2 protein-coding genes are annotated in these 21,750 nt (G+C 69.2%); both read left to right on the forward strand.

The window, feature by feature from the left end:
* Positions 1–31 precede the first annotated feature (31 nt).
* Complete coding sequence (locus D5125_13515; GenBank protein QFY90416.2) at positions 32–6,325, forward strand: amino acid adenylation domain-containing protein; 6,294 nt, start codon at positions 32–34, stop codon at positions 6,323–6,325.
* Positions 6,322–21,708: an amino acid adenylation domain-containing protein gene (locus D5125_13520; protein QFY90417.1), complete on the forward strand. Its 15,387-nt coding sequence runs from the start codon at positions 6,322–6,324 to the stop codon at positions 21,706–21,708. Before D5125_13515 ends, D5125_13520 begins: the two co-directional genes overlap by 4 nt.
* Positions 21,709–21,750: the final 42 nt, after the last annotated feature.

The following is a 21,750-nucleotide window of genomic DNA, read 5'->3' on the forward strand; positions in this document are numbered from 1 at the left end:
CGGAGAACCTGGTGGTCAGGGACAGGGGTCTATGCCCCTGTCCTCGCCCCAGATGAGTATCTGGCTCGATATCCAGACCGGGCGGGATGCCAGCGCCTACAACCTCTGCGAGCTGGTGGAACTGAGGGGCCAGCTCGATGTACCGGTGATGATCGAGGCCATAGTCCAGAGCCTGACCGAGGCCGATAGCCTGCATCTGCGCTTTGGCGTACAGCAAGGGGTGCCGGTACAGTCCCTGGGCGTGGCACAGGCGGATGTGGCCGTGGTGGACCTGAGCGTCGGCTATGCCGATGAGGCGCAGCGCGAGGCCTGCGCCTGGCGAGAAATCGAGGCGCTCAAGGCCCGGCCATTCGACCTGGAACGGGGTGGTTTGAGCCGGGACAGGATCATCCGTCTCGGGCCGGAGCGCCACTGGTGGGTCAGGCTCTATCACCACCTGGTGTTGGATGGCTTTAGCGGCAGGCTGCACGCCAGCCGCACTGCCGCGCTGTACAACGCCAGGCTGCGCGGGGTTGAACCCGCGCCCAGCGGCTTGGGCGATTACCGCGCGTTCATTGCTGCGGATGCGGCCTATCCCGCAAGCCGGGCCCATGGGCTGGACCTGGCCTACTGGCGCGAGCGTCTGGCCCAGGGCCATAGGCCCGCCCGCTTTGGCGCAGGGGCCGGCGGCCCATCAGCGTCCATGCCGCCGCACATGCTCAGGCGGCCAGTGCGGCCCGAGCTGATCGCCGGGGTCAAGCAGATCTCGGCCCAGGCCGGGGTGACCTTCTATGCTGTGTTGCTGGCGGCCTATCTGCTGTTTCTGGGGCGTCACGCCGGCACCTTCCGACCGGCCTGCGCCTTGCCCCTGGTGAATCGGCGCGGGCGGGCCGAGCGCGCCACCCTGGGCCACTTCGTCAATGTGCTGCCCTTCGGTATCTCCCTCGATGAACACCACTCCTTCATCGCCCTGTCCCAGGCGGTAGGTCGGCAGCTGCGCAGCGATCTGCGGCACATGCGTCTGGGCGGCGGCCTGATGCGTGCGGCAGGCCTGGACCCCTGGGCAGGAATTGGGGCAGGAACCGGGTCAGGAACCGGGGCGGGCGTGGCCACCTTCAATGTACTGGATTATCCCAGCTCCCAGCCCTTTGCGGGCCTTGAGGCCAACCTGCCCCTGGTCCTTGGCGTAGGGCCGGTAGAGGACCTGATGCTGGTGGTCAGCGGTTATCAAGGCTATCCGCCGGGGGCAGAGGCCAGGTTCTGCTGGTGGTACAACCCCGCTGTCCATGACGCGGCGGCCATGGCCTATCGGGCGGAGGGCTTTGAGGCCCTGCTGCAGGCCCTATGTCGGGATGCCCAGGGTGACCCGGCCGGGCTGCCGCTGATGGGTGACGGGCAGGCCGCGCGGATCAGGGACGCGGAGCAGGGTCCGGCCCTGGGCGAGGTGGTCCATGTGCTGGATCGGATACAGGCCCATGTCCAGCGCAATCCCCAGGCCAGGGCCCTGAGTGCGCGGCAGCAGAGCGCCAGCTACGCGGAGCTGGCGCAGATGGCGGCGGCGGTGGCGGCCAGGCTGCGCGAAGCCGGTATTCGGCCAGAAGAGCCGGTCGGGCTCTGTCTCCATCCGTCCATCGAGGTGGTGGCGGGCTTTCTCGGCATCCTGCTGGCCGGCGGCGCCTCGTTGCAGCTCGATCCGCAACAACCCCCGGCCCAACTACAGGGCATGATCGGCGACCTGGGCTGCCGTCTGCTGCTGGTAGAGGCCAGCACGCGGGCTATGGTGGCGCAAGGGGCGGACCTGTGCCTGATCGAACTCGATGCCAGGGCGCTACGCGGCGAGGCCCTGTCGGGTGACCCTGGGGCGTTATGGGGGGCGCTGGGTGGGGGGCAGGGGGGCAGGCGGCGCTTGCTGGACGATCGGCTGATCTGTCTGCTGCATACCTCAGGTTCCAGCGGCAGGCCCAAACCCGTTGGCCTGAGCGCCAGGGCACTGGCCGGCAGAATGGACAGCATGGCGCGCGAGTTCGGCCTGGGCGAGGCCGATGAATGCAGCTGCGTCAGCGCGGCACTGGGCTTTGACCCCTGGCTGGAGCAGGTGCTGTTGCCCCTGTGCACGGGCTCCAGCCTGTGGCTGCCGGAGCGTCAGTTGCTGCTTGATGGCCCGGCCTTTTGGCGTGAACTGAAACGCCAGGGGGTGACCCATTTCAACCCCCCCGTGCCCTCACTGCTGTCTGTCCTGTTGTCCGCCGACGGCATCCCCGAGGGCCTGCGTCTGCGCCGTCTGGTGCTCGGCGGCGAACGCCTGAGCGCCGATCTGCTGGCCCGCGCCCAGGCGCTGCTCAACCCCGCCACCATCTGGAATATGTATGGTCCGACCGAGGCCACCATAGAGGCCACGGGATGGCCCCTGCCAGGCGGTGTGCCGGGCCGCGAGACGGAAGCGGAAATCCCCATAGGCCGGCCCCTGCCGGGGATGGTCCTGCGCATCCTCGATGAGCGTCTGCGTCGGCTGCCCTTCGGCGTGCCGGGTGAGATCTACATCGGCGGGGCAGGCCTGGCCCAGGGCTATCTGAACCGGGCAGCGGAGACGGCAGAGCGGTTTATCCCCGATCCCTACGGGCCGCCGGGGGCGCGCCTCTATCGCAGCGGCGATCTGGGGCTCTGGCGGGCCGATGGCGTGGTGCTGTTTCGCGGCCGTAGGGATGAGCAGGTCAAGCTGCGCGGTCAGCGTGTTGAGCTGGCCCATGTGGAGGCCGTGATCAAGCGCCAGCCGGGGGTCGAGGATGGCGTGGTGCTGTTCGAGTCGAACCCCTACGGTGGCCGCCTGATTGCCCATGTCGTCGGCCAGGTATCTGCACAGGCCCTGAAGGCCGCCCTGAAGCGGGAGCTGAGCGCGGCCGCCGTACCCCAGACCTATGTCATGCATCAGGCCCTGCCCTTACTGCCCTCCGGCAAGCTGGACCGCCGGGGGCTTGCCGACCAGGCCAGGGACAGGCCGACGCCTGGCCCGAGATCCCCTGCGCCTTCATTCCCTGCATCTGGATCGGCCCGGCGCAGGGCGTTGCAGCGAGCCATCGCCGCCATCTGGGCCGAGTTGCTGGATGCCGAGGCCCCGGCCGTGGACGCCAATCTGTTCGAGACCGGCGTCCACTCGCTGCTGGTGCTCGCCGCCCTGCCTCGGCTGTCCGCCCTGGCCGGGCGCGAGGTCTCGGCGGTGGAGGTGTTCCGCTATCCCAGCATCGCCCAATTGGCCGCCCAGCTGGCCGCCGAGCCAGTCTCTGATCTGGTCCCGGAGCTGGCTCCAGAACTGGCCCCTGATCCGGGCAAAGCCGAGGCGGACAGATCGGTCTGTCTGGCCCCAAGGGTGGGCCGACAGGCCAGCGGGGCGGATGCCGAGCTGGCCATCGTCGGGCTGGCCCTGCGCGTGCCTGGGGCCGAGGATGTCGCACAATTCTGGCGCAATCTGCTGGATGGCGTCGATAGCGTAGGCCAGGTCGATGCGGCCGCCCTGCGGCTGGCCGGTCTGGACCCAGGGCTGCTGCAAGATCCCCGGTTCATCAGTGCCCATGGCCGTATCCATGGCATCGAGCAATTCGATCCGGCGGCCTTCGGCTATAGCCCCGGCGAGGCGGCGCTGATCGATCCGCAGCAGCGATTGTTGCTCGAACTGGCCCTGCACGCCCTGGAGGATGCCGCCTGCGACCCGGCCGCGCAAGGACCGGTCGGGGCCTTTGTCGGCCTGGGCTTCCCCAGCTATCTGGTGGACCTTCTGGCGGTACGGCTGGAGCCGGTCGGCCTGCAGCGCTATGCCGCGCTGTTGGGCAACTCCGCCGATCATGCCGCCACCCGGCTGGCCTACAAGCTGGGCCTTGGCGGTCCGGCAATGGCCATCTCCAGCGCCTGTTCATCGGGCCTGGTGGCGGTGGCCCAGGCGGCGGAGAGCCTTCGCGCCGGCCGCTGTCGCGCCGCCCTGGCCGGTGCCCTATCCCTGGGCATGAACCTGGCCGGTGGCTACAGCTATGCCCAGGGCGGCATAGGTTCGGCCAGCGGCCGCTGTCGGCCCTTCGATGCCGCCGCCGATGGCACCCTGGGCGGAAGTGGCGGTGCCATGCTGGTGCTCAAGCGCCTGACCGATGCCCTGGCCGATGGCGACTGCATCCATGCCATCATTCGCGGCATAGGCCTGAACAACGACGGCAGCGCCAAGGCCGCCTTCACCGCCCCAGGTCTGGATGGCCAGGTGGCCTGCCTGCGGGCCGCCCTGGCCGATGCCGGGGTCGCTGCCGAATCCATCGGTTTTGTCGAGGGCCACGGCACGGCAACCGCCTTGGGTGACCCGATCGAGGTGGCGGCCCTGAACCAGGCCTATGGGGCAGGGGAGCGGGGCTCGGTCCTGCTGGGTTCGGTGAAGGGCAATATCGGCCACCTGGACGCCGCGGCCGGGGTAATCGGCCTGGTCAAGGCGGTCCTGGCCGTGCGCGAGGGGAGGGTGCCGCCGACCTGCCACTTCACCCAGGGCAACCCGCGCATCCCCTTTGCCGAGGGCCCGTTCCGGGTCAATACCCAGGCCGAGCCCTGGCCGCTCCGGCAGGGGCCTCGGCGGGCTGGGGTCAGCAGCTTTGGCGTTGGCGGCAGCAATGCGCACCTGATTGTCGAACAGGCACCCGAGCGGGGCGAGACGGCAGCGGCGGCGGGAGACGCACAGGCGCAACTGCTGCCCCTGTCGGCCGCCAGCCGGGAGGCCCTGGGACCGCTATGCGAGTCCCTGGGTCGCTGTCTGGGCGGGGCCGGGGCACCCGGCCTGGCCGATGCCGCCTACAGTCTGCAACGGGGGCGGCGGCGTTTGCGCTACCGCCGCGCCCTGGTCGCCCGCGACCTGGAGCAGGCCCTGGCCCGGCTGGCGGAGGCCGCCAGGGGTGAAGGTACGATCGAGGGGGACAGTCAGGCCAGCGAGCTGGCGCCGGCCTTTGTGTTTCCCGGCCAGGGCAGCCAGGTGCCGGGCATGGGGCGCGCGCTCTACGCGGAGGAGCCCCTGTTTCGCGCCATCCTGGACGAGGCGCGGGATATACTGGCGGGGAGCGGAGCCGCCGATGTGCCCGATCTGCTGCTGGGCGATCCCGCCGATAAGACCGCCCTGGCCCGGTTGACGGCGACGGACAGGGCGCAGCCCGCCCTGTTCGTTATCGAATACGCCCTGGCCAGGCAGTTGCAGGCCTGGGGTATAGTGCCGAGCGCCCTGGCCGGGCACAGCCTGGGGGAATACGTGGCGGCCTGTGTGTCCGGGGTGATGGATTTTGCCCGTGGTCTGGCCCTGGTCTGCGAGCGCGGGCGGCTGATGGCCTCGGCCCCGGCCGGCGCCATGCTGGCGCTCTCGCTGGCCGAGGAGGAGGCCCTTGCCCTGCTAGAGGCGGCCGGCGAGGGGACCGACCGGCCCGTCCTGGCCGCCGTCAACGCCCCGCGCCAATGCGTTGCGGCAGGCACCCCTGCGGCCATCGACCGGCTGGAGCGGCTGGCGCAGGAGGCAGGTCGGCCAACCCGGCGCATGCCCCAGCCCCACGCCTTCCATAGCCCGCTGATGGAGCCGATTCTGGCACCCTTTGCCGATGTCCTGGCGCAATACCCACTGGCCGCGCCGAAGATCCCCTTCACCTCCAATCTCAGCGGTAGTTGGATCGAGGAGGGACAGGCCAAAGACCCGGATTATTGGTGCCGTCATCTGCGCGGCGGGGTGCGCTTTGCCGATAATCTGGCCGCCCTCAAGGCCGAGCCGGGGCGGGTGCTGATCGAGGTCGGTCCCGGTCTGACCCTGTCGCGCCTGGCTCGGGCCAACGGCATGGCCGCGGAGGCCTGCCTGGCGACCCAGCCGACGCCGGATTGCGGCCGCGAGGCCCTGCTCGATGTCGTCGCCCGCCTCTGGGTAGGCGGGATAGAGCCGGACTGGCAGCGCCTGAATGGCGATCGGCCACGCCGCCGGGTGGCGCTGCCGGGCTACCCCTTCCAGCGGCAGCGCGTCTGGATCCAGGCCCAGGACCTGCGCCCGCCCAGGGCGGCCGCCCCTGTGGCCACCAGTACACCCCTTGAGGGGGCGTCCGTGCAGGATCAGGTTGTTGCCGTCTGGCAGCAGGTGTTCGGCGTTGCCTCTGTGGATCTCGATGCGGATTTTTACGCCCAGGGCGGTGACTCCCTGCTGGCGCTGCGCCTGGCAGCGCTGTTGGGTGAGACACTGGGGTTCAGTATCCCGCTGGAGTTGGTGCTGGAGTCCGGCAGCCCGGCGCAATTGGCGCACGCCCTGGAGAACCAGAGGCAGGCGTCGGACCATTCTGAATTTGAGACGGGAACCTTATGAGTACAGTCGCGGCCGAGGGCCTGCTGAACGAGTTGCGCAGCCTGGGGATCCGCCTCTGGGTGGAGGATGGCAATCTGGGCTTCGAGGCCCCGCCCGGCGTGTTCAGTCAGGCGCTCAAGCAGCGGGTGCGCCTGGCCAAGCCGGAATTATTGCGCCTGTTGGGAGAGCAGGATGCAGGGCCTGCGCCCCAGGAGGCGGCCTTTGCCGCCTTCCCATCCCAGGAGACCATCTGGGTCGCCCGCCGCGACCGGGCCAGTGACAGCACCTACTCCGTCATCGGCTCCATGCGCCTGCCGCCGCAGACCGGCAGCGCCCTGGTGGAGCAGGCCCTGGCCCAGGTCGCCGAGCGCCATGTCTGTCTGCGCAGCGTCTTCTTCGAGCGCGCGGGCCAGCTCTATCAGCAGCCCCTGGCCAGCGCCACGCCGCTGTTGCGCGTGCATGACTTCTCTACCGAGGCGAACCCCGGTGGCGCATTCCAGGAGCTGGTCCGCAGCGAATCCTTGCGTCCCTTCGATCTGAGCGCCGGACCGCTGACGCGGCTGCACTACTGCCGCCTTGGCGCGGCAGACCTGTTGCTGCTGTTGGTGGCCGACCACCTGATCATCGACGGCGAATCGACGCGCCTGTTCAAGCATGAACTGCTGACCCGGATCGAGGCGCTGCAGGCGGGCCAGGCAGCGGCGCTGCCGCCCTTGCCTCTGCCCCTGAGCGCCCTGGCGGAGCAGCGCCGCGCGGCCCTGCAGGGCGAGCGCTGGGAGGCCCTGCGGGCATTCTGGTCGCCGCGCATGGATCACGCCGACTGGGAGCCCTTGCCGACGGATGCCGACGAGGCGGATCCGGGCACGGGCGAGGGTCGCCGTTACCTGCATCCGCTCGACCCTGAAACCTGCGCCGCCCTGACCCAGCTCTCGGTCGGTCAGCAGGCCACGCCCATGGCCGTCTGGCTGGCGGCGGTGAGTCTGCTGCTCAGCCGCTACAAGAGCGGCGGCGGCCCGGTCGCCCTCGGCGTACCCTTTTCCGGCCGTACCCATAGCGCCAGCCAGGCCCAGATTGGCTGTTTCGTCAATGTCCTGCCGATCCGTACCCAAGTGAGCGGGGCGCTGGATTTCCATGGCCTGCTGAGGCACGCAATGGCCGAATTGCTTCAGGTGATGGATCACCAGGACCTGCCCCTTGACCACCTGCGCTGTGGCGATGGCATGGGCACCAGCGCGGCCCGGTTCGATGCCGTGGTCACCCTGGACCCGGACGATGAGCTGCAACGCCTCTGTCCCGACCTGCAAGGCCTGGCCGCAGTGGGCAAGTTCCCCCTCATGTTGAGTCTGATATCCAGCCCGGATGGCGGGAAGATACTGGGCATAGAATACGACCAAAATCTCTATTGCAAGGAGCGCGTTGCTCGCATGGCCGGGCACCTGGAGAGGCTGCTGCGGGATGCCGCCGCGCGTCCCAGGGCCGGGCTGATGCGCCTGCATCTGCTGGGCGAGGCGGAGCGGGTACGGCTGATCGATGGCTTCAACCCCGGCCACCGCCCCTATCCACGGGATGCCTCCCTGGCCAGTCTGTTTCGCCAGGCCGCCGCCAGCCGGGCCGAGGCCAGGGCGCTGGTGGCCGGGGAAGAGAGCCTCAGCTACGCCGAGCTGGATCGGCTCAGCGACGGTCTGGCGGGGGCCTTGGCGGCCCAGGGGGTGGTGCCCGGCGAGGTGCTTGGGCTGGCCCTGGAACCGGGCATACAGGCCGTGCTCACCCTGCTGGGCGTGATCAAGGCCGGCGGCGTCTATCTGCCGTTGGACCCCGGCCTGCCGTCCAGCCTGCTCGGGCCCTTGCTTGAAAACAGCGGCGTGCGCCGGGTGATCGTCGATGACGCAAACCGCCAGCGCCTGGCCGGAGAATCCCTGACCTGCCTGGAGCTGGCGCGGCTGCTGGATGCCGACAGCCCCGCGCCCGAGGTGGATCGGCAGGGCGGGGATGCCGCCTATGTGCTGTTTACCTCGGGTTCCAGCGGTGAACCCAAGGGCGTGGTGGTACCCCATCGGGCGGTGGCGCGTCTCTGTTGCAATGCCGATTTTCTGTCTTTGGGCCAGGAGGATGCCATGGCCCAGGCCGCCCCGCTGGGTTTTGACGCCGCCACCCTGGAGATCTGGGCACCCCTGCTGGCGGGTGCCTGCCTGGTGATCCTCGATCAGGAAACCCTGCTCAACCCCAAGCGCCTGCGGCAGTGTTTGATCGACCAGGGCATCACCGTCATGTGGTTGACCGCCAGCCTGTTCAACCGGATTGCCGACGAACAACCCGAGGCCCTGCGCCCCCTGCGCAGCCTGCTCACCGGGGGTGAGGTGCTCAGCCCGGCCCATGTGCGGCGGGTGCTGGATGCCTGCCCCGAATTGCGCCTGATCAACGGCTATGGCCCCACCGAAAATACCACCTTCACCAGCACCCACAGGATTCGGCGCAGTGAGGCGGACGCCCTGGCCCTGCCCATAGGTCGGCCGGTGGCCAACAGCCGGGTCTATGTCCTGGATGCCGCCGATCAGCCCGCGCCCGTAGGGGTCTGGGGCGAACTCTGTTGCGCCGGTGATGGGCTGGCCATCGGCTATGCCGGGCGCGACGATCTGACCGCCAAGGCCTTCGGTCGGCTGCCCTGGCCGCCCCATGAACGCATCTACCGCAGTGGCGATCTGGCCCGCTGGCGCGAGGATGGGGTGCTGGAATTCGGTGGCCGCCGGGACGGCCAGGTCAAGGTCCGTGGCCACCGGGTCGAGACCGAGGCGGTGGAGAGGGCCCTGACCCGGCTGGATGGCGTGCGCGACGCGGCGGTGCTGACCCTGGGCGAGGGCGATGGCCGCCTGTTGCTGGCCTGTTTGGTGGCCGAGCAGGCCGTGGAGCAGGCAACGGAGGCGCGTTGGCGTGCCCAACTTGGCGGGATGCTGGCCGACTTCATGCTCCCGGACCGCTTCGTCCAGGTGGCGCAGATCCCACTCACCCGCAGCGGCAAGAAGGATCGCCGCGCCCTGGCCCGCCAGATCGGAACGCCGCAGGCAGAGCGCCCGGCCCGGCCGCCCGGCAGCGATGCCGAGCGCCTGGTGGCGCGGCTGTTTGCCGAGCTGTTCCAGGGCGCTGCCATCGATGCCGAGTCCGATTTCTTGCGTTTGGGCGGCCACAGCCTGCTGGCCATGCGCCTGTCCAGCCTGATCGAGCAGGAGACGGGGACGCGCCCGGCGATTGGCGATATCTTCAGCGCCGGCAAGGTATCCGCCATTGCCCGTCTGATCGAGCAGGCCGCCCCCCAGCGCCGGTCCATACCCAAGGCCACAGGCCCCGACTTCGCCCTCTCCAGCGGCCAGGCGCGTCTCTGGGTGATGCAGCGGCTCTACCCGGATTCACCCGCCTACAATGTCCCCGCGGCCATGGACCTGGAAGGGCCGCTGGATGTGGCGGCCCTGGGCCGCGCCCTGATCGCCCTGGAGGAACGGCAACATGCCCTGCGCCTGCGCCTGATCCCGGCGGCCGATGACCCCATGGGCCTGCGTCAGCGCCTGGTCGATGCCGGTGGGCTGAGGCTGGTAGAGGAAGACCTATCGGCGGCGGCCGATGCCATGGCCGAGGCCGAGCGTCTGCTGGCCGAGGAGGTCAGACGCCCGTTTGATCTGCTGCGCGAGGGGCCGATGCGGCTGCGTCTGCTGCAACTGGGGGCGCGGCGCTGGCGGCTGATCCTGGTGCTACACCATCTCGCCTGCGACGGCTGGTCCATGCCGATCCTGCTGCGCGACCTTGCCGCCCTGTACCGGCGCGAGACGGGCGCGACCCCGCCGCCATTGCCCCGGCTGGAGCGCAACTACGAGGACTTTGCCGAATGGCAGCGGACCTTTCTCGCTAGCGCCGACGGCCAGGCCCTGCTGGCGCGCTGGCGCGCCCGCCTTGAGCCCTTGCCCGAGCCCTTGGCCTTGCCGACAGAGCATAGGCGTCCGGCGCAGAAGCGCTTTCGCGGGGAGTTTGCAACCTATGCCTTCAGCGCCCAGCTGACAGGCCAGTTACAGGCTATTGCCGAGCGCCATGAGGCCTCCCTGTTCATGGCCCTGCTTGCCCTGCTGCAGGTCCTGTTTCATCGCCTCAGCGGCCAGACCGACATCGCCCTGGGCACCCTGGCCGCTGGTCGTGATCAGCTGGAACTCAATGATCTGGTGGGCTTTTTTGTCAATACCCTGGTGCTGCGCCAGGTGGTTGACCCCAGCCAGGGCTATGCGGCCTGGCTGCAGGCGGCGCGGGTGGGCTGCATGGCGGCCCTGGAGGATCAGAACTGCCCGTTCGAGGCCCTGGTCGATGGCCTGGGCGTGCCCCGCGACAACAGCCGCAATCCCCTGTTTGACGTACTTGCCAGTTGGCAGGATGCAACCCCAGAGCCCCTGGACCTGCCAGGGGTCGAGGCGCGTTTTGTCGATCTGCCCTTTCCCTTCGCCAAGTTTGATCTGGCCTTTTATTTTCAGCGCCAGGGTGGTCAGTACCAGAGTGGTCAGACCCAGGGCGGCGAGATCCAGGTGACCCTGGAATACAGCACGGACCTGTTCGACCGGCCCGCCATCGACCGGCTGATGGGCTGGCTGTTCAGGCTGGCGCAACAGGCCCTGGCCGACCCGGCCCAAGCGGTGGCCGGGCTGAGCCTGATGGGGGCTGAGGAATATCGCCTGGTGACCCAGGGCTTCAATGCCACGGCGGTCGATTTCGACCTGAGCCGCAGCCTGCCCGAGCCCTTTTTGCAGCAGCTCAGGGCCAGCCCCGAGGCAAGGGCCGTGCTGACCGAGGGGGAGACCCTCAGCTATGCCGATTTCGCCCAACGCGCGGCGGCGGTGGCCGAGCGCCTGCATGCCATGGGCGTCGAGCCCGGCGGCCTGGTGGCGGTTTGCGCCCGGCGCGGGGTGGAATTGCTGGCCGCCATCCATGGCATCCTCATGGCCGGGGCGGTCTATGCGCCCATCGACCCCGACCACCCGGAGCGGCGTCGCGCCCAGATGCTGGATGATCTGGGCAATCCGCCGATCCTCAGCCTGGCGGCCCTGGCCGAGCTGTTCCCAGGGCGCGCGCCGATTGCCCTGGATGGACTGGCCCCGGCCAAAGGGCCGCCCCAGTGCCGGGCAAGCGAGCCTGGGGCCCTGGCCTATGTCCTCTTCACCTCGGGTTCCACCGGTCGGCCCAAGGGCGTCGGCATAGAGCACCGCAGCGTGCTCAACCGCATCCTCTGGATGCAGCAAACCTTTCCCCTGGGGCGCGATGATGTGATCCTGCACAAGACGCCGGTGACCTTCGATGTATCGGTGTGGGAGCTGTTCTGGTGGTCCTGGACCGGTGCTGCCGTCGCCCTGCCCAAGCCGGGGGCGGAGCGGGACCCGGTTGCCCTGGTTGACGCCATCGAGCGCTTTGGGGTGACCCTGGCGCATTTCGTGCCCTCCATGCTGGATGTGTTCCTCAGCTGTCTGGAGGACGGTCGCGCGGACCCCGCCAGGTTGCGTCGGCTGCGTTATGTCTTCGCCAGCGGCGAGGCCCTGGATGCGCGCCTGGTGGAGCGCTTCAACCGCCTGCTGCACGTCCCCTTCGGCTGTGAACTGCACAATCTCTACGGCCCCACCGAGGCCACGGTGGATGTCACCTGGCAGCCCTGCTCACCCTGGCCGGGGGGTGCCCGGGTGCCCATCGGCAGGCCCATCGCCAACACCCGCATCCGCATCCTCGACCCCTCAGGCCAGCCGGTGCCAATCGGCGTCAGCGGCGAGATCCACATCGGCGGCATCCAGCTGGCGCGCGGTTATCTCCAGCAGGCGGCCCTGACCGAGCAGCGCTTTGTCGCCGACCCCCTGCTGCCCGGCGAGCGGCTCTATCGCAGCGGTGATCTGGGCCGCTGGCTGGCCGATGGCAGGATCGACTATCTGGGCCGCATCGACCATCAGGTCAAGGTGCGCGGTTATCGCATCGAATGCGACGAGATCGAACAGGCCCTGGAGGGCCACCCCTGGGTCGAACGGGCGCTGGTGGTGCCCGCCGAAGCGGGCGGCTTCACCGAGCTGCACGCCTATCTACTGACCTCGGAGGCCGATGGGGCAGCGGGGCTGTCAAGCGCCGCGTTGCGCACCCATGCCCGCGAACGGCTGCCGGAATACATGCTGCCGGCGCGTTATCTGCGTCTGCGCGAGCTGCCCCTGACCTCGAGCGGCAAGCTGGATCGCAAGGCCCTTGTCGGCCAGTCCCTGGAGGCCGACGCCGACGCCATTGCCGATACCGACGCCGCTGGCGACCCGGCTTCGAGTCCAGTCCAGCGGCGCCTGCTGGCCATCTGGCGGGAGATCCTGCCCGCTGCCCGCTTCACCCCGGAGCAGGGCTTCATGGAGGTGGGCGGCAACTCCCTGATGCTGATCCGCCTGCATGAGCGTCTGCAGGACGAATGGCCGGGGGTGTTCAGTATCGCTGATCTGTTTGCCCACGCCACGGTGGCGGCCCAGGCGCGGCGTATTCAGGCACTCGGCGGCGAATCAACGGCGGCCCAGGCGGCCCAGAGTCCAGACCAGGGCCCGGTCGCCATCATCGGCATGGCCCTTCGCCTGGCGGATTTCGAGGATACTGATACCTTCTGGCAGGAGCTGGAGCAAGGGGCCGATCGGGTCAGGCCCCTGCCGACCGGGCGTGCCGCCGATGCCGCCGGTCTGGCGGCCGTGCTGGGGCGCGAGGTGGCCGAGTTTCGCCAGGCGGCCTATCTGGAGGATATCTTCGGCTTTGATCCCGGCCGCTTTCGCATGGCCCCCATGGATGCCAGCCTGATCGATCCCGAACAGCGTCTGTTCCTGGAATGCGCAACGGCGGCGCTGGAGGATGCCGGTTACGGTGGCGCGGCGCTCGATCATCGGCACTTGGGGGTGTTTGTCGGCGGCTCGGCTTCGCCCCTCTATCGCGAGGCCCTTGGGCGGCTGCTGCCGCAGCGTCTGGAGCAGATCTTCGCCCTCAATGTACCGTCCAACATCGCCACCCGCTGCGCCTTCCTGCACGACTGGCGCGGACCGGCGATGCTGCTGGACACCGCCTGTTCCTCCGCCCTGGTGGCGGTGCACCAGGCCTGCCGCGCCCTCGCCGAGGGGACCTGTGAATTGGCCCTGGCCGGTGCCGCCAAGGCCTATGCGCTGCCGCCCGATGCGGCCCGGCAATTGACCATAGATTCCTCCACCGCCCGCACCCGGGCCTTTGCCGAGGGGGCCGACGGAACCGGCATGGGCGAGGGGGTAATCGTCTTTTTGCTCAAGCCTCTGAACCAGGCCCTGCGGGACGGCGATGCCATACATGCCCTGATCCGGGGCAGCGCGGTAAACCAGGATGGTGCCTCCAGCGGCCCGGCGGCACCCAATCCCCTGGCCCAGGCCGAGGTGATCCGCGCCGCCGCCAAGCAGGCCGGGGTTTCCCTCGACAGCCTGTCCTACGTCGAGGCCCACGGCACTGGGACGGCCCTGGGTGACCCGATCGAGATCGATGGCCTGAGCCGCGCCTTTGCCGAGGATACCCAGGCAACCGGCTTCGCCTTCGTCGGCTCGGCCAAGGGCAACTACGGCCATCTCGACGCCGCCGCCGGGGCCCTGAGTCTGGCCAAGGCGGTGCTCTGCCTGCGCCATGACCGGGCACCGCCGCAACCCTTCTTCACCGCGCCCAATCCGGCCATCGACTTTCAGCGCGCCCCGGTGCGGGTGGCGCAGACGGCCTCGCCCCTGGCGGATCGGGGCGGGCCCCGGCGGGCCGGGGTCAGCTCCTTTGGCCTGAGCGGCATCAATTGCCATCTGATCCTGGAGGCGGCCCCGGTGCCGGAAGGCCGGTGCAGCGAGGGCAATGCGCCGCCCGCCCATTATGTCGTCGGCCTGTCCGCCGCCGATGAGACCGCCCTGCGGCGCTATGTCGAGGCCCTTGCCAAGCGGCTGGAGCAGGCCGATCTGAGCCTGGCCGATCTGGCCCATACCCTGGCGGTAGGGCGTCAGCATCTGGCCTGCAGGATTGCATTCTGCGTCCGCGACCTGGCCGATCTGACAGGCCAGATAAGGGCCTCCGGTCAGGCCGATAACCAGGCATTCAGCCTGCTGGCCCGGCGCGGGGCCGGTGCAGGCAGCCCTGAACCGGCCCGGGCCGTCGCCAGGGATGCGGCGGAGGCTGCGCGGATGCGCGCGGCCTATCTGGCGGGTGCCGATTTGATCTGGCCGAGCACGGCAGCCCCGGCGCGACGGCTGCACCTGCCCCCCGCGCCCTTCAGTCGCAGGCCCTGCCATCCCGATTTTGCGCCAGCGGCAGGGGGCGGGGCACGCCCCTGGCTGGGGGCCGGGGTGCGCCTGAGTGACGGCTTCGGCTTCGCCTGTGAGGTGCAGGGGGCGGACTTCTGGCCCATGGCGGAGCATCAACTGGAGGGGCGGCCAACCCTGGTCGGCATGGCCTTGCCTGGGCTGTTGGCAGAGGCGGCGCGCCAGGTCGGCATCCAGGGGCCGATCCAGCTTACCGATCTGCGCTGGCTGCGGCCGGTACGCGCCGATGAGCTGGTGGCGGGCAGCCTCAGCCTGAGGTTGCGCCAGGGGCACGGGGCCTGGCAGGCGGAATTGGCCGGCCTCAAGCGGGCCGTGGCGGGGGAGCATTGGACGCCATTTGCCCAGGCGCGGCTGCGCGGCGGCGAGCCGATGGCGGCGCTGGACCTGGCCGCGGCGCGGGCCAGATGCCCACACAATATGCAGCTGGCGGCGTTTCAGGCCGAGCAGCAGGGGGTGCGGGTCTCCGCCCGCTGGGATTGTTTAGTAGAACTGCACGTGGCGGCCAATGGCGCGGAGAAACTGGCCCTGTTGCGGCGGCCGAATGATACTGCCGAGGCGGCCGGGGGACGGTCATTTGCCCTCGATCCCGCCCTGCTGGATGTGGCCGCCAGCCTGGCCCTGGATTACGCCGGGCGCGTGCCCAGCGCCTGTGACGCGCTGCTGCTTGATGCCAGCCCGCTGCCGCCGGAGGTCTTGGCCCTGGTGACCCGGCGCGGCTATGCGGGCGATGACCTGCTGGTCGATGTCAGTCTGGTCGAGGCCGATACGGGTCGGCCCTGTCTGGCCTTTCATGGCCTGCGTTTCAGCCGTCTCGGGGCGGCGCGCAAGGCATCCCTCTGGATCCCGGCCTGGGTCGCGGCACCTCTGCCGGCGGGTGCCGCGCCGCGTCCCCTGGCCCTGGTCGGCGGCGGCCCCCTGTGGGCGCGTCTGCGCGACGAGCTGGAGGCGCTCGGTTTGCTGGCCCTGGAGGCCAATAGCGCGGCCGATATCCTGGGCTATGCAAAAGTCGGCGGCAGGGATGTCATTCTGGCCCCGGACTGTGGCGCGGCCCCCTTCGCCTGGACCACCGGCCTGCTGCGTGAACTCATGCTCGGCATCTCATCGAGGCTGCGCCTGCTGTTGGTTGCGCAGCAGGCCTTTGCGGAGACGGCGTCCAGGGTCGAGATCGACCCCCAGGCCAGCCTGCTGGCCGGCCTGTGCCTGTCGGCAGGGCAGGAAGAGCCGCTGCTGGACTGCCGCTTTATCGATCTCGATGCCGGAACCCAGGTCGAGGCGCTGGTCAGGGAGTTCGATCGGTTTGATCTCGAACCCGCTGCTCACCCGGTGGGCGCTGACCCGGCCGGTGATGAGCGGCCGGCCCTGGCCCTGTGGCGCGGGGGCGAGCGCATGGAACGCATCCTGCAACCGGCCCTGGAGACGGATAGCACGGCATGGCCGGAGACGGGTTGCTGCCTGGTATCCGGTGGCCTGGGGGGGCTTGCCCTGACTTTGGCCGAGGCAATGGCGGCCCAAGGCAGGCTGTCGCTGGCCCTGCTTGGCCGCAGCGGTGGCGTCAGCGGTGACGATGCCGAGTCGGAACGCCGTGCGCAGCGCCTGCACGAGTTGCGCGAGGCCGGGCTGAGGCTGCGCCTTTATGCCTGCGATGTGACCGATGGCGCGGCACTGGCGGCCTGCCTGGACGATATCCGGGCCGAGCTGGGGCCGATCACCGCCGTGGTACATGCCGCAGGCCTGGCCGATGGCGGTTTCCTGGCGCAGCGCAGTTCGGCGGAGCTGAGCCAGATATTGGCACCCAAGATCGAGGGTGCCCGCCAGCTGGATCGGCTCACCCGGCAGGACCCGATCCAGGCCTTCGTCCTGTTCGGCTCGATCACCGCCCTGGTCGGCGCGCCGGGGCAGATCGCCTATACCGCCGCCAATGCCTGGCTGGCCGGCTTCGCCACCTGGCGTCGGGCCCAGGGACGGCCGACCCAGTGCCTCGATTGGTGCGCCCTGAGCGAGCTTGGCATGGCGGCACGCGCCACTCGGGGCAGTCTGAGTGCGGGCGGCATAGACCCAGGCCAGGCCCTCGATGCCTGGCATAGGGCCCTGAGGGTGGACGCCCCTCAGGTAGTGATTCGGGGGCCGGAGGTCGCCGCCCCGGTGGCGGCAGCGCCGCAGCCCAGGCCCGCAGCGGAACCCCGGCCAGAATCGGGCACGGAATCGGGCACGGAACCGGACGCTGAATCGGGATCAGAGGCAACGCCAGCGGCCCAGCCTCCCCCGGCAGGCCTCAATCTGGAACAGGCCCTGGCGGCGATCTGGCAGCGCGTGTTGGGCTATGAACAGATCGATGAGGACGTGGATTTTTACAGCCTTGGCGGCGATTCCATTTCCGGTATGCAGATCGTCGATCAGATCATCCGCGATCTGGGCCATGCCATCAGCCTGTCCGACCTGTTTGCCCATGCCAGCCTGGCCAGGCTGGCCGCCCACATCCGGGGCAAGACGCCAGCTGAGACGGCGGGCAAGGGGCTGGGGCCTGATTTGGCGCAGGCCCCGGCATTGGCTCCGGCACTGGCTCCAGAGCGGGTTCCAGAGCTGGCCCCGGCCCTGTCCAGGGATGTCTATCCGGTCGCCTGGGAACAGCTGAGCGTGCTGCGGGCCGAGTCCGCCGGGGATGTGGGTACCGCGTACAACCTGGCCTCCCTGTTTGAACTGCCTGCGGGGGTCGATCGGGCCGAGCTCGAGGCGGCCCTGACGGCCTTGCAGGCCCGGCATGAGATCCTGCGCACGCGCTTTGTCGCCACCGACGGCCAGTGGCAGATGCGGATCGAACCGGCCAGGGCGATCCGTTTGCCGCTGCTCGATCTGACCGATGCCGAGGACCTTGGTGCCGCCTGCGCGGCGCGGGTCCGGCCCTTCGACCTGGAGGCCGGCGCGCCGCTGCGCTTCGAGTACATCCTTCTCGGAGCCGGGCGGCATTATCTGTTTTTTGATATCCATCATGCCCTTGCCGATGGCTATAGCCTGGAATTGCTGTCCCGGGATCTGGCCGCCCTCTATGCCGGTCAGACACTCCCGCCCCTGGCCCTGCAACTCAAGGACTATGTCTGCTGGCAGCAGGGCCATGAGGGCGAGGGCCTGGAGCGGGACCGCGCCTACTGGTTGGAGCGCTTCTCGGGCGATCTGCCGCTGCTGGACCTGCCCGCCGACCGGCAGCGTCCGCCGGTGAACACCTGGCGTGGCGATACCCTCTCCTTCCGCCTTGCGGCGGAGACGGTGCAGGGCCTGCGCGGCCTGGCCAAGTCCCATGGGGCGACGCCGTTTTCCCTGGTGCTGGCGGCCTGGATTGCCCTGATCAACCGCATCAGCGCTCGTGATGACATCGTCATCGCCGTGCCGGTGGACAGCCGCGACCGGGCCGAGCTGCGCGACATGGCGGGCATGATGGTGTCCCTGTTGCCGCTGCGGGTGCGGTTGCAGGCCGATGAGCCCTTTGCGCGCCTGTTGCAGCGCGTCCACGCCACCCATGCCGAGGCCCTGCGCCATCGGGCCTATGGGCTGGCCCGGCTGCTTGAAGAGCTGGCCCTGCCCGCCTCCCCTGAGCGACCGCTGTTACAAGAGGTGTCCCTGTCCTACATGAATTTTGCCGAGGCCGAGGGCACGCCAGGGACATTCCCCCTGCGCAGTCTGACGCGTACCTCGTGCAAGAATGACCTATCCATCTTCGTGCGGGATCTGCCCGGCGGTATGGAGATAGCGCTGGAATACTATGCCGACCTGTTCGACCGCTCCCGCATCGAGCGGCTCGGACGCGGCTTCACCGCCCTGCTGCAGGCCCTGATCGAGGCGGATCTGGACCTCAGCGTTGCTCGGTTGCCCCTGTTCGATGCCGATGAGGCGGCCCGTATCCAGGCCTTTGAACGCGGCCCAGAGCCGCCCTTGGCACTTGATCGGGGCCTGTACGGGCATTTTCTCGACCAGGTCGCGGCACGGCCGGAGGCGATTGCCGTGGAGGACGGGACCACTGCCCTGAGCTACCAGGCCCTTGCCCATCGCGCCAACGGCGTGGCCCAGGCCCTGCGGGAGGCAGGGGTTGGTCCGGCCGATCGGGTTGGCCTGCATGTCCGGCGCGATGCCGATGCCCTGGCGCTGATCCTGGGCACGGTCGCCCTGGGGGCCACCTATGTCCCGCTGGACCCCGCCTATCCGCCGCAACGCAACCGCCTGATCATCGAGGATGCCCGCTGCCTGCTGGTGGTGGCCGATGCCGCCGGGCGCGAGGCCCTGGCTGCCCCCTCGGGCTGGCGCATCCTCGCCGCCGAGGGGCTTGCCCGGCGGCAGCGGGAGATGCCGCCCCAGGTCGAGGTCCAGGATTGGGGGCAGGCCATTGCCTATCTGATGTACACCTCGGGATCCACCGGTCGGCCCAAGGGGGTGTTGGTGCCCCAGCGGGCGGTGCTGCGCCTGGTGCTGGGTGCCGATTATGTCCCCCTGGCGGCGGATACGCGCCTGTTGCAGGCCGGACCCCTGGCGTTCGATGCGGCCACCTTCGAGCTCTGGGGGCCATTGCTCAACGGCGGCCGGGTCTGCATCGCCAGCCGCGAGGAGATTCTCGACCCCGCCGCGCTGCATGCCTGCCTTGAGCGGTTTCAGATCAACTGTCTGTTTCTCACCGTCAGCCTGTTCAACCGCCAGGTGGAGTACGACCCGGCGAGTTTCCAGGGGCTGGGCGCGGTCCTGGTGGGTGGCGAGGCGATCAGCCCAAGCCATGTACGCCGGGCCATGGAGGCCTGTCCCGATGTGACCTTCATCAATGTCTATGGGCCGACCGAAAACACCAGCTTCAGCACCAGCTGGCCGATCCGCCTGGACGATCTGGAGCGCGGCGTCATCCCCATCGGGCGGCCCATCGTCAACAGCCTGGCGCAGGTGCTCGATGCACAGGGACGGCGTCTGCCGATTGGCGTCTGGGGTGAGATCCACCTCGGCGGGGTCGGCCTTGCCGAGGGCTACTGGCAGCTGCCGGGGCCGACCGAGGCGGCATTCATCCCTGACCCCGAGCGGCCTGGCCAACGCCTGTATCGCAGCGGCGATTTGGGCCGTTGGGACGAACAGGGCAGGCTGGAGTTTGGCGGTCGGCGCGATGGCCAGATCAAGCTGCGCGGCGTGCGTATCGAACTGGATGAGATCGAGCAGGCGCTGGGCCGCCATCCCGTGCTCGATCGGGCGGTGGCCCTGTACCAGACCGAGGCCGGCGAGGGGCGTATCATCGCCTGCCTGAAGCCCGCCGCGGGGGACCTGCCGGGGCCGACCGAGCTGCGCCACTGGCTGGCCCAGCGGCTGCCCAGCCCCATGCTGCCGTCGGTCTGGTATCTGCTGCGCGAGGTGCCGGTGGATGCCAACGGCAAGGCCGATCGCCGCCGCCTGCTCGATGAGCTGGCCGGGCTGAAGCCGCTGCGCGATACCGGCGCGGAGGAGGGCCTGGACCTTGGCCGCGAAGAGCAGTTGGTGGCCGAGGTCTTCGGTCAGGTCTTTGGCTACCCGGTGCGGGATCGACAGATCGGCTTTCTGGAACTGGGTGGCCACAGCCTGCAGGCGATACGGGTGGTGAATGCCCTGGAACAGCGCTGCGGGGTGCGCATCAGCATGACCGACTTCTTTGCCGATCCGACCATCGCCGGCCTGGCCCGGCATCTTGCCGCGGGCGACAGCGCCGGGCAGGACAAACGCGCCATCCCGCCGGTGGCCCCGGCCGAGTTTTACCCCGTCAGCCATGCCCAGCAGCGGCTGTTCCTGATGCATAACCTGGATGCGGGCTCGGCCGCCTACAACATGCTGTTTGCCTTGCGCTGTACGGCCAGTCTGGACAGCGCCGCGCTGGAGCAGGCCCTGTATTGGCTGGTGGAGCGCCACGAAACCCTGCGCAGTGGCTTTGAGCAGCGCCAGGGCAGCGTCGTGCAGCGGGTGAGCGGGCCGCTCATGCCGCCCCTGCAAGAGGTGGACCTGCGCCAGCGGGCCGATGCCGCCAGCGAGGCGCTGCGCCTGGCCCGCTGGGAAATGGCGACGCCCTTCGACCTGGCCGGACCGAGCCTGGTGCGCGGTCGCATCATACGCCTGAGCGATGAGGACGCGCTGCTGCTGCTGGTGCTGCACCACATCGTCGGCGACGGCTGGTCGTCGCGGATCCTGGTGCGTGAGCTGGGTGCCCTGTATCAGGCGGCGGCCAGCGGTCAGCGCTCAGCCCTGCCGCCCCTGCCTATCAGCTATAAAGACTTTGCGCTCTGGCAGCGACGCCAGGACTGGTCGCAGCAGGCCGATTTCTGGCGTGCCCGCCTGGCCGGCGCGCCAGGGCGCATCGCCCTGCCGCTGGACCGCCCTTTGAGCGAGGTCAAATCCTTTCGCGGCGATATCTGTAGGCTGTCACTGCCGACCCAGGTCAGTGCCGGGCTGGAGGCCCTGGCCGTGCGCCAGCGGGTGCCCCTGTCGGCGGTCGGCATGGCCCTGTTTGCCGCCTTGCTCTACCGCCTGAGCCGTCAGCGGCAGATGGTATTGGGCATGGGCGTGGCCGGGCGCGACCGGGCCGAGGTGGAGGGCCTGATCGGGTTCTTTGTCAATGTACTGCCGATTCGCCTGGATCTGGACGATGACACCGGCCTGGAGGCCCTGATTGGACAGGTCCATCAAACCCTGGTCGAGGCCCTGGACCGGCGAGACTATCCCTTTGATCAGCTGGTGCGTGATCTTGCCCCACGGCGTCAGGCCAACCGCGAGCCGCTGATCAACGTGGTGTTCGAGTACCAGCGCTTCGAGGCCCTGGATCAGGGGGGCGATGGCGGCCTGCCGCTGCGCCCGCCGCCGATGGATGAGGATGCAGCAGACGAGCTGGGCCGGGAACTGGCGCGGCTGGTCGATAGCAGCACCGCCAAGTACGATCTGCTGCTCTACTTTGTCGAAGAAAGGGGGCAGATACAATTGGCGATGGAATACGATACCGATATCCTGAATCGGCAGACCATCGAGCAATGGCTGGCCTTTTATGGCCAATTCGCCGCCACCGCGGCGCAGCAGACACAGGCTGAATAGCCCAGGAACCTAAAAACAGCATTTAGCCAGGGGGCCACAGGG

The sequence above is a fragment of the gamma proteobacterium SS-5 genome, from assembly GCA_009497875.2.
Lineage (GTDB): Bacteria > Pseudomonadota > Gammaproteobacteria > Chromatiales > Chromatiaceae > Magnetovirga > Magnetovirga frankeli.

Coding starts and splice junctions, on each gene's coding strand:
- D5125_13515 (QFY90416.2), top strand. CDS start 32: ATGCCCCTGTCCTCGCCCCAGATGAGTATCTGGCTCGATATCCAGACC.
- D5125_13520 (QFY90417.1), top strand. CDS start 6,322: ATGAGTACAGTCGCGGCCGAGGGCCTGCTGAACGAGTTGCGCAGCCTG.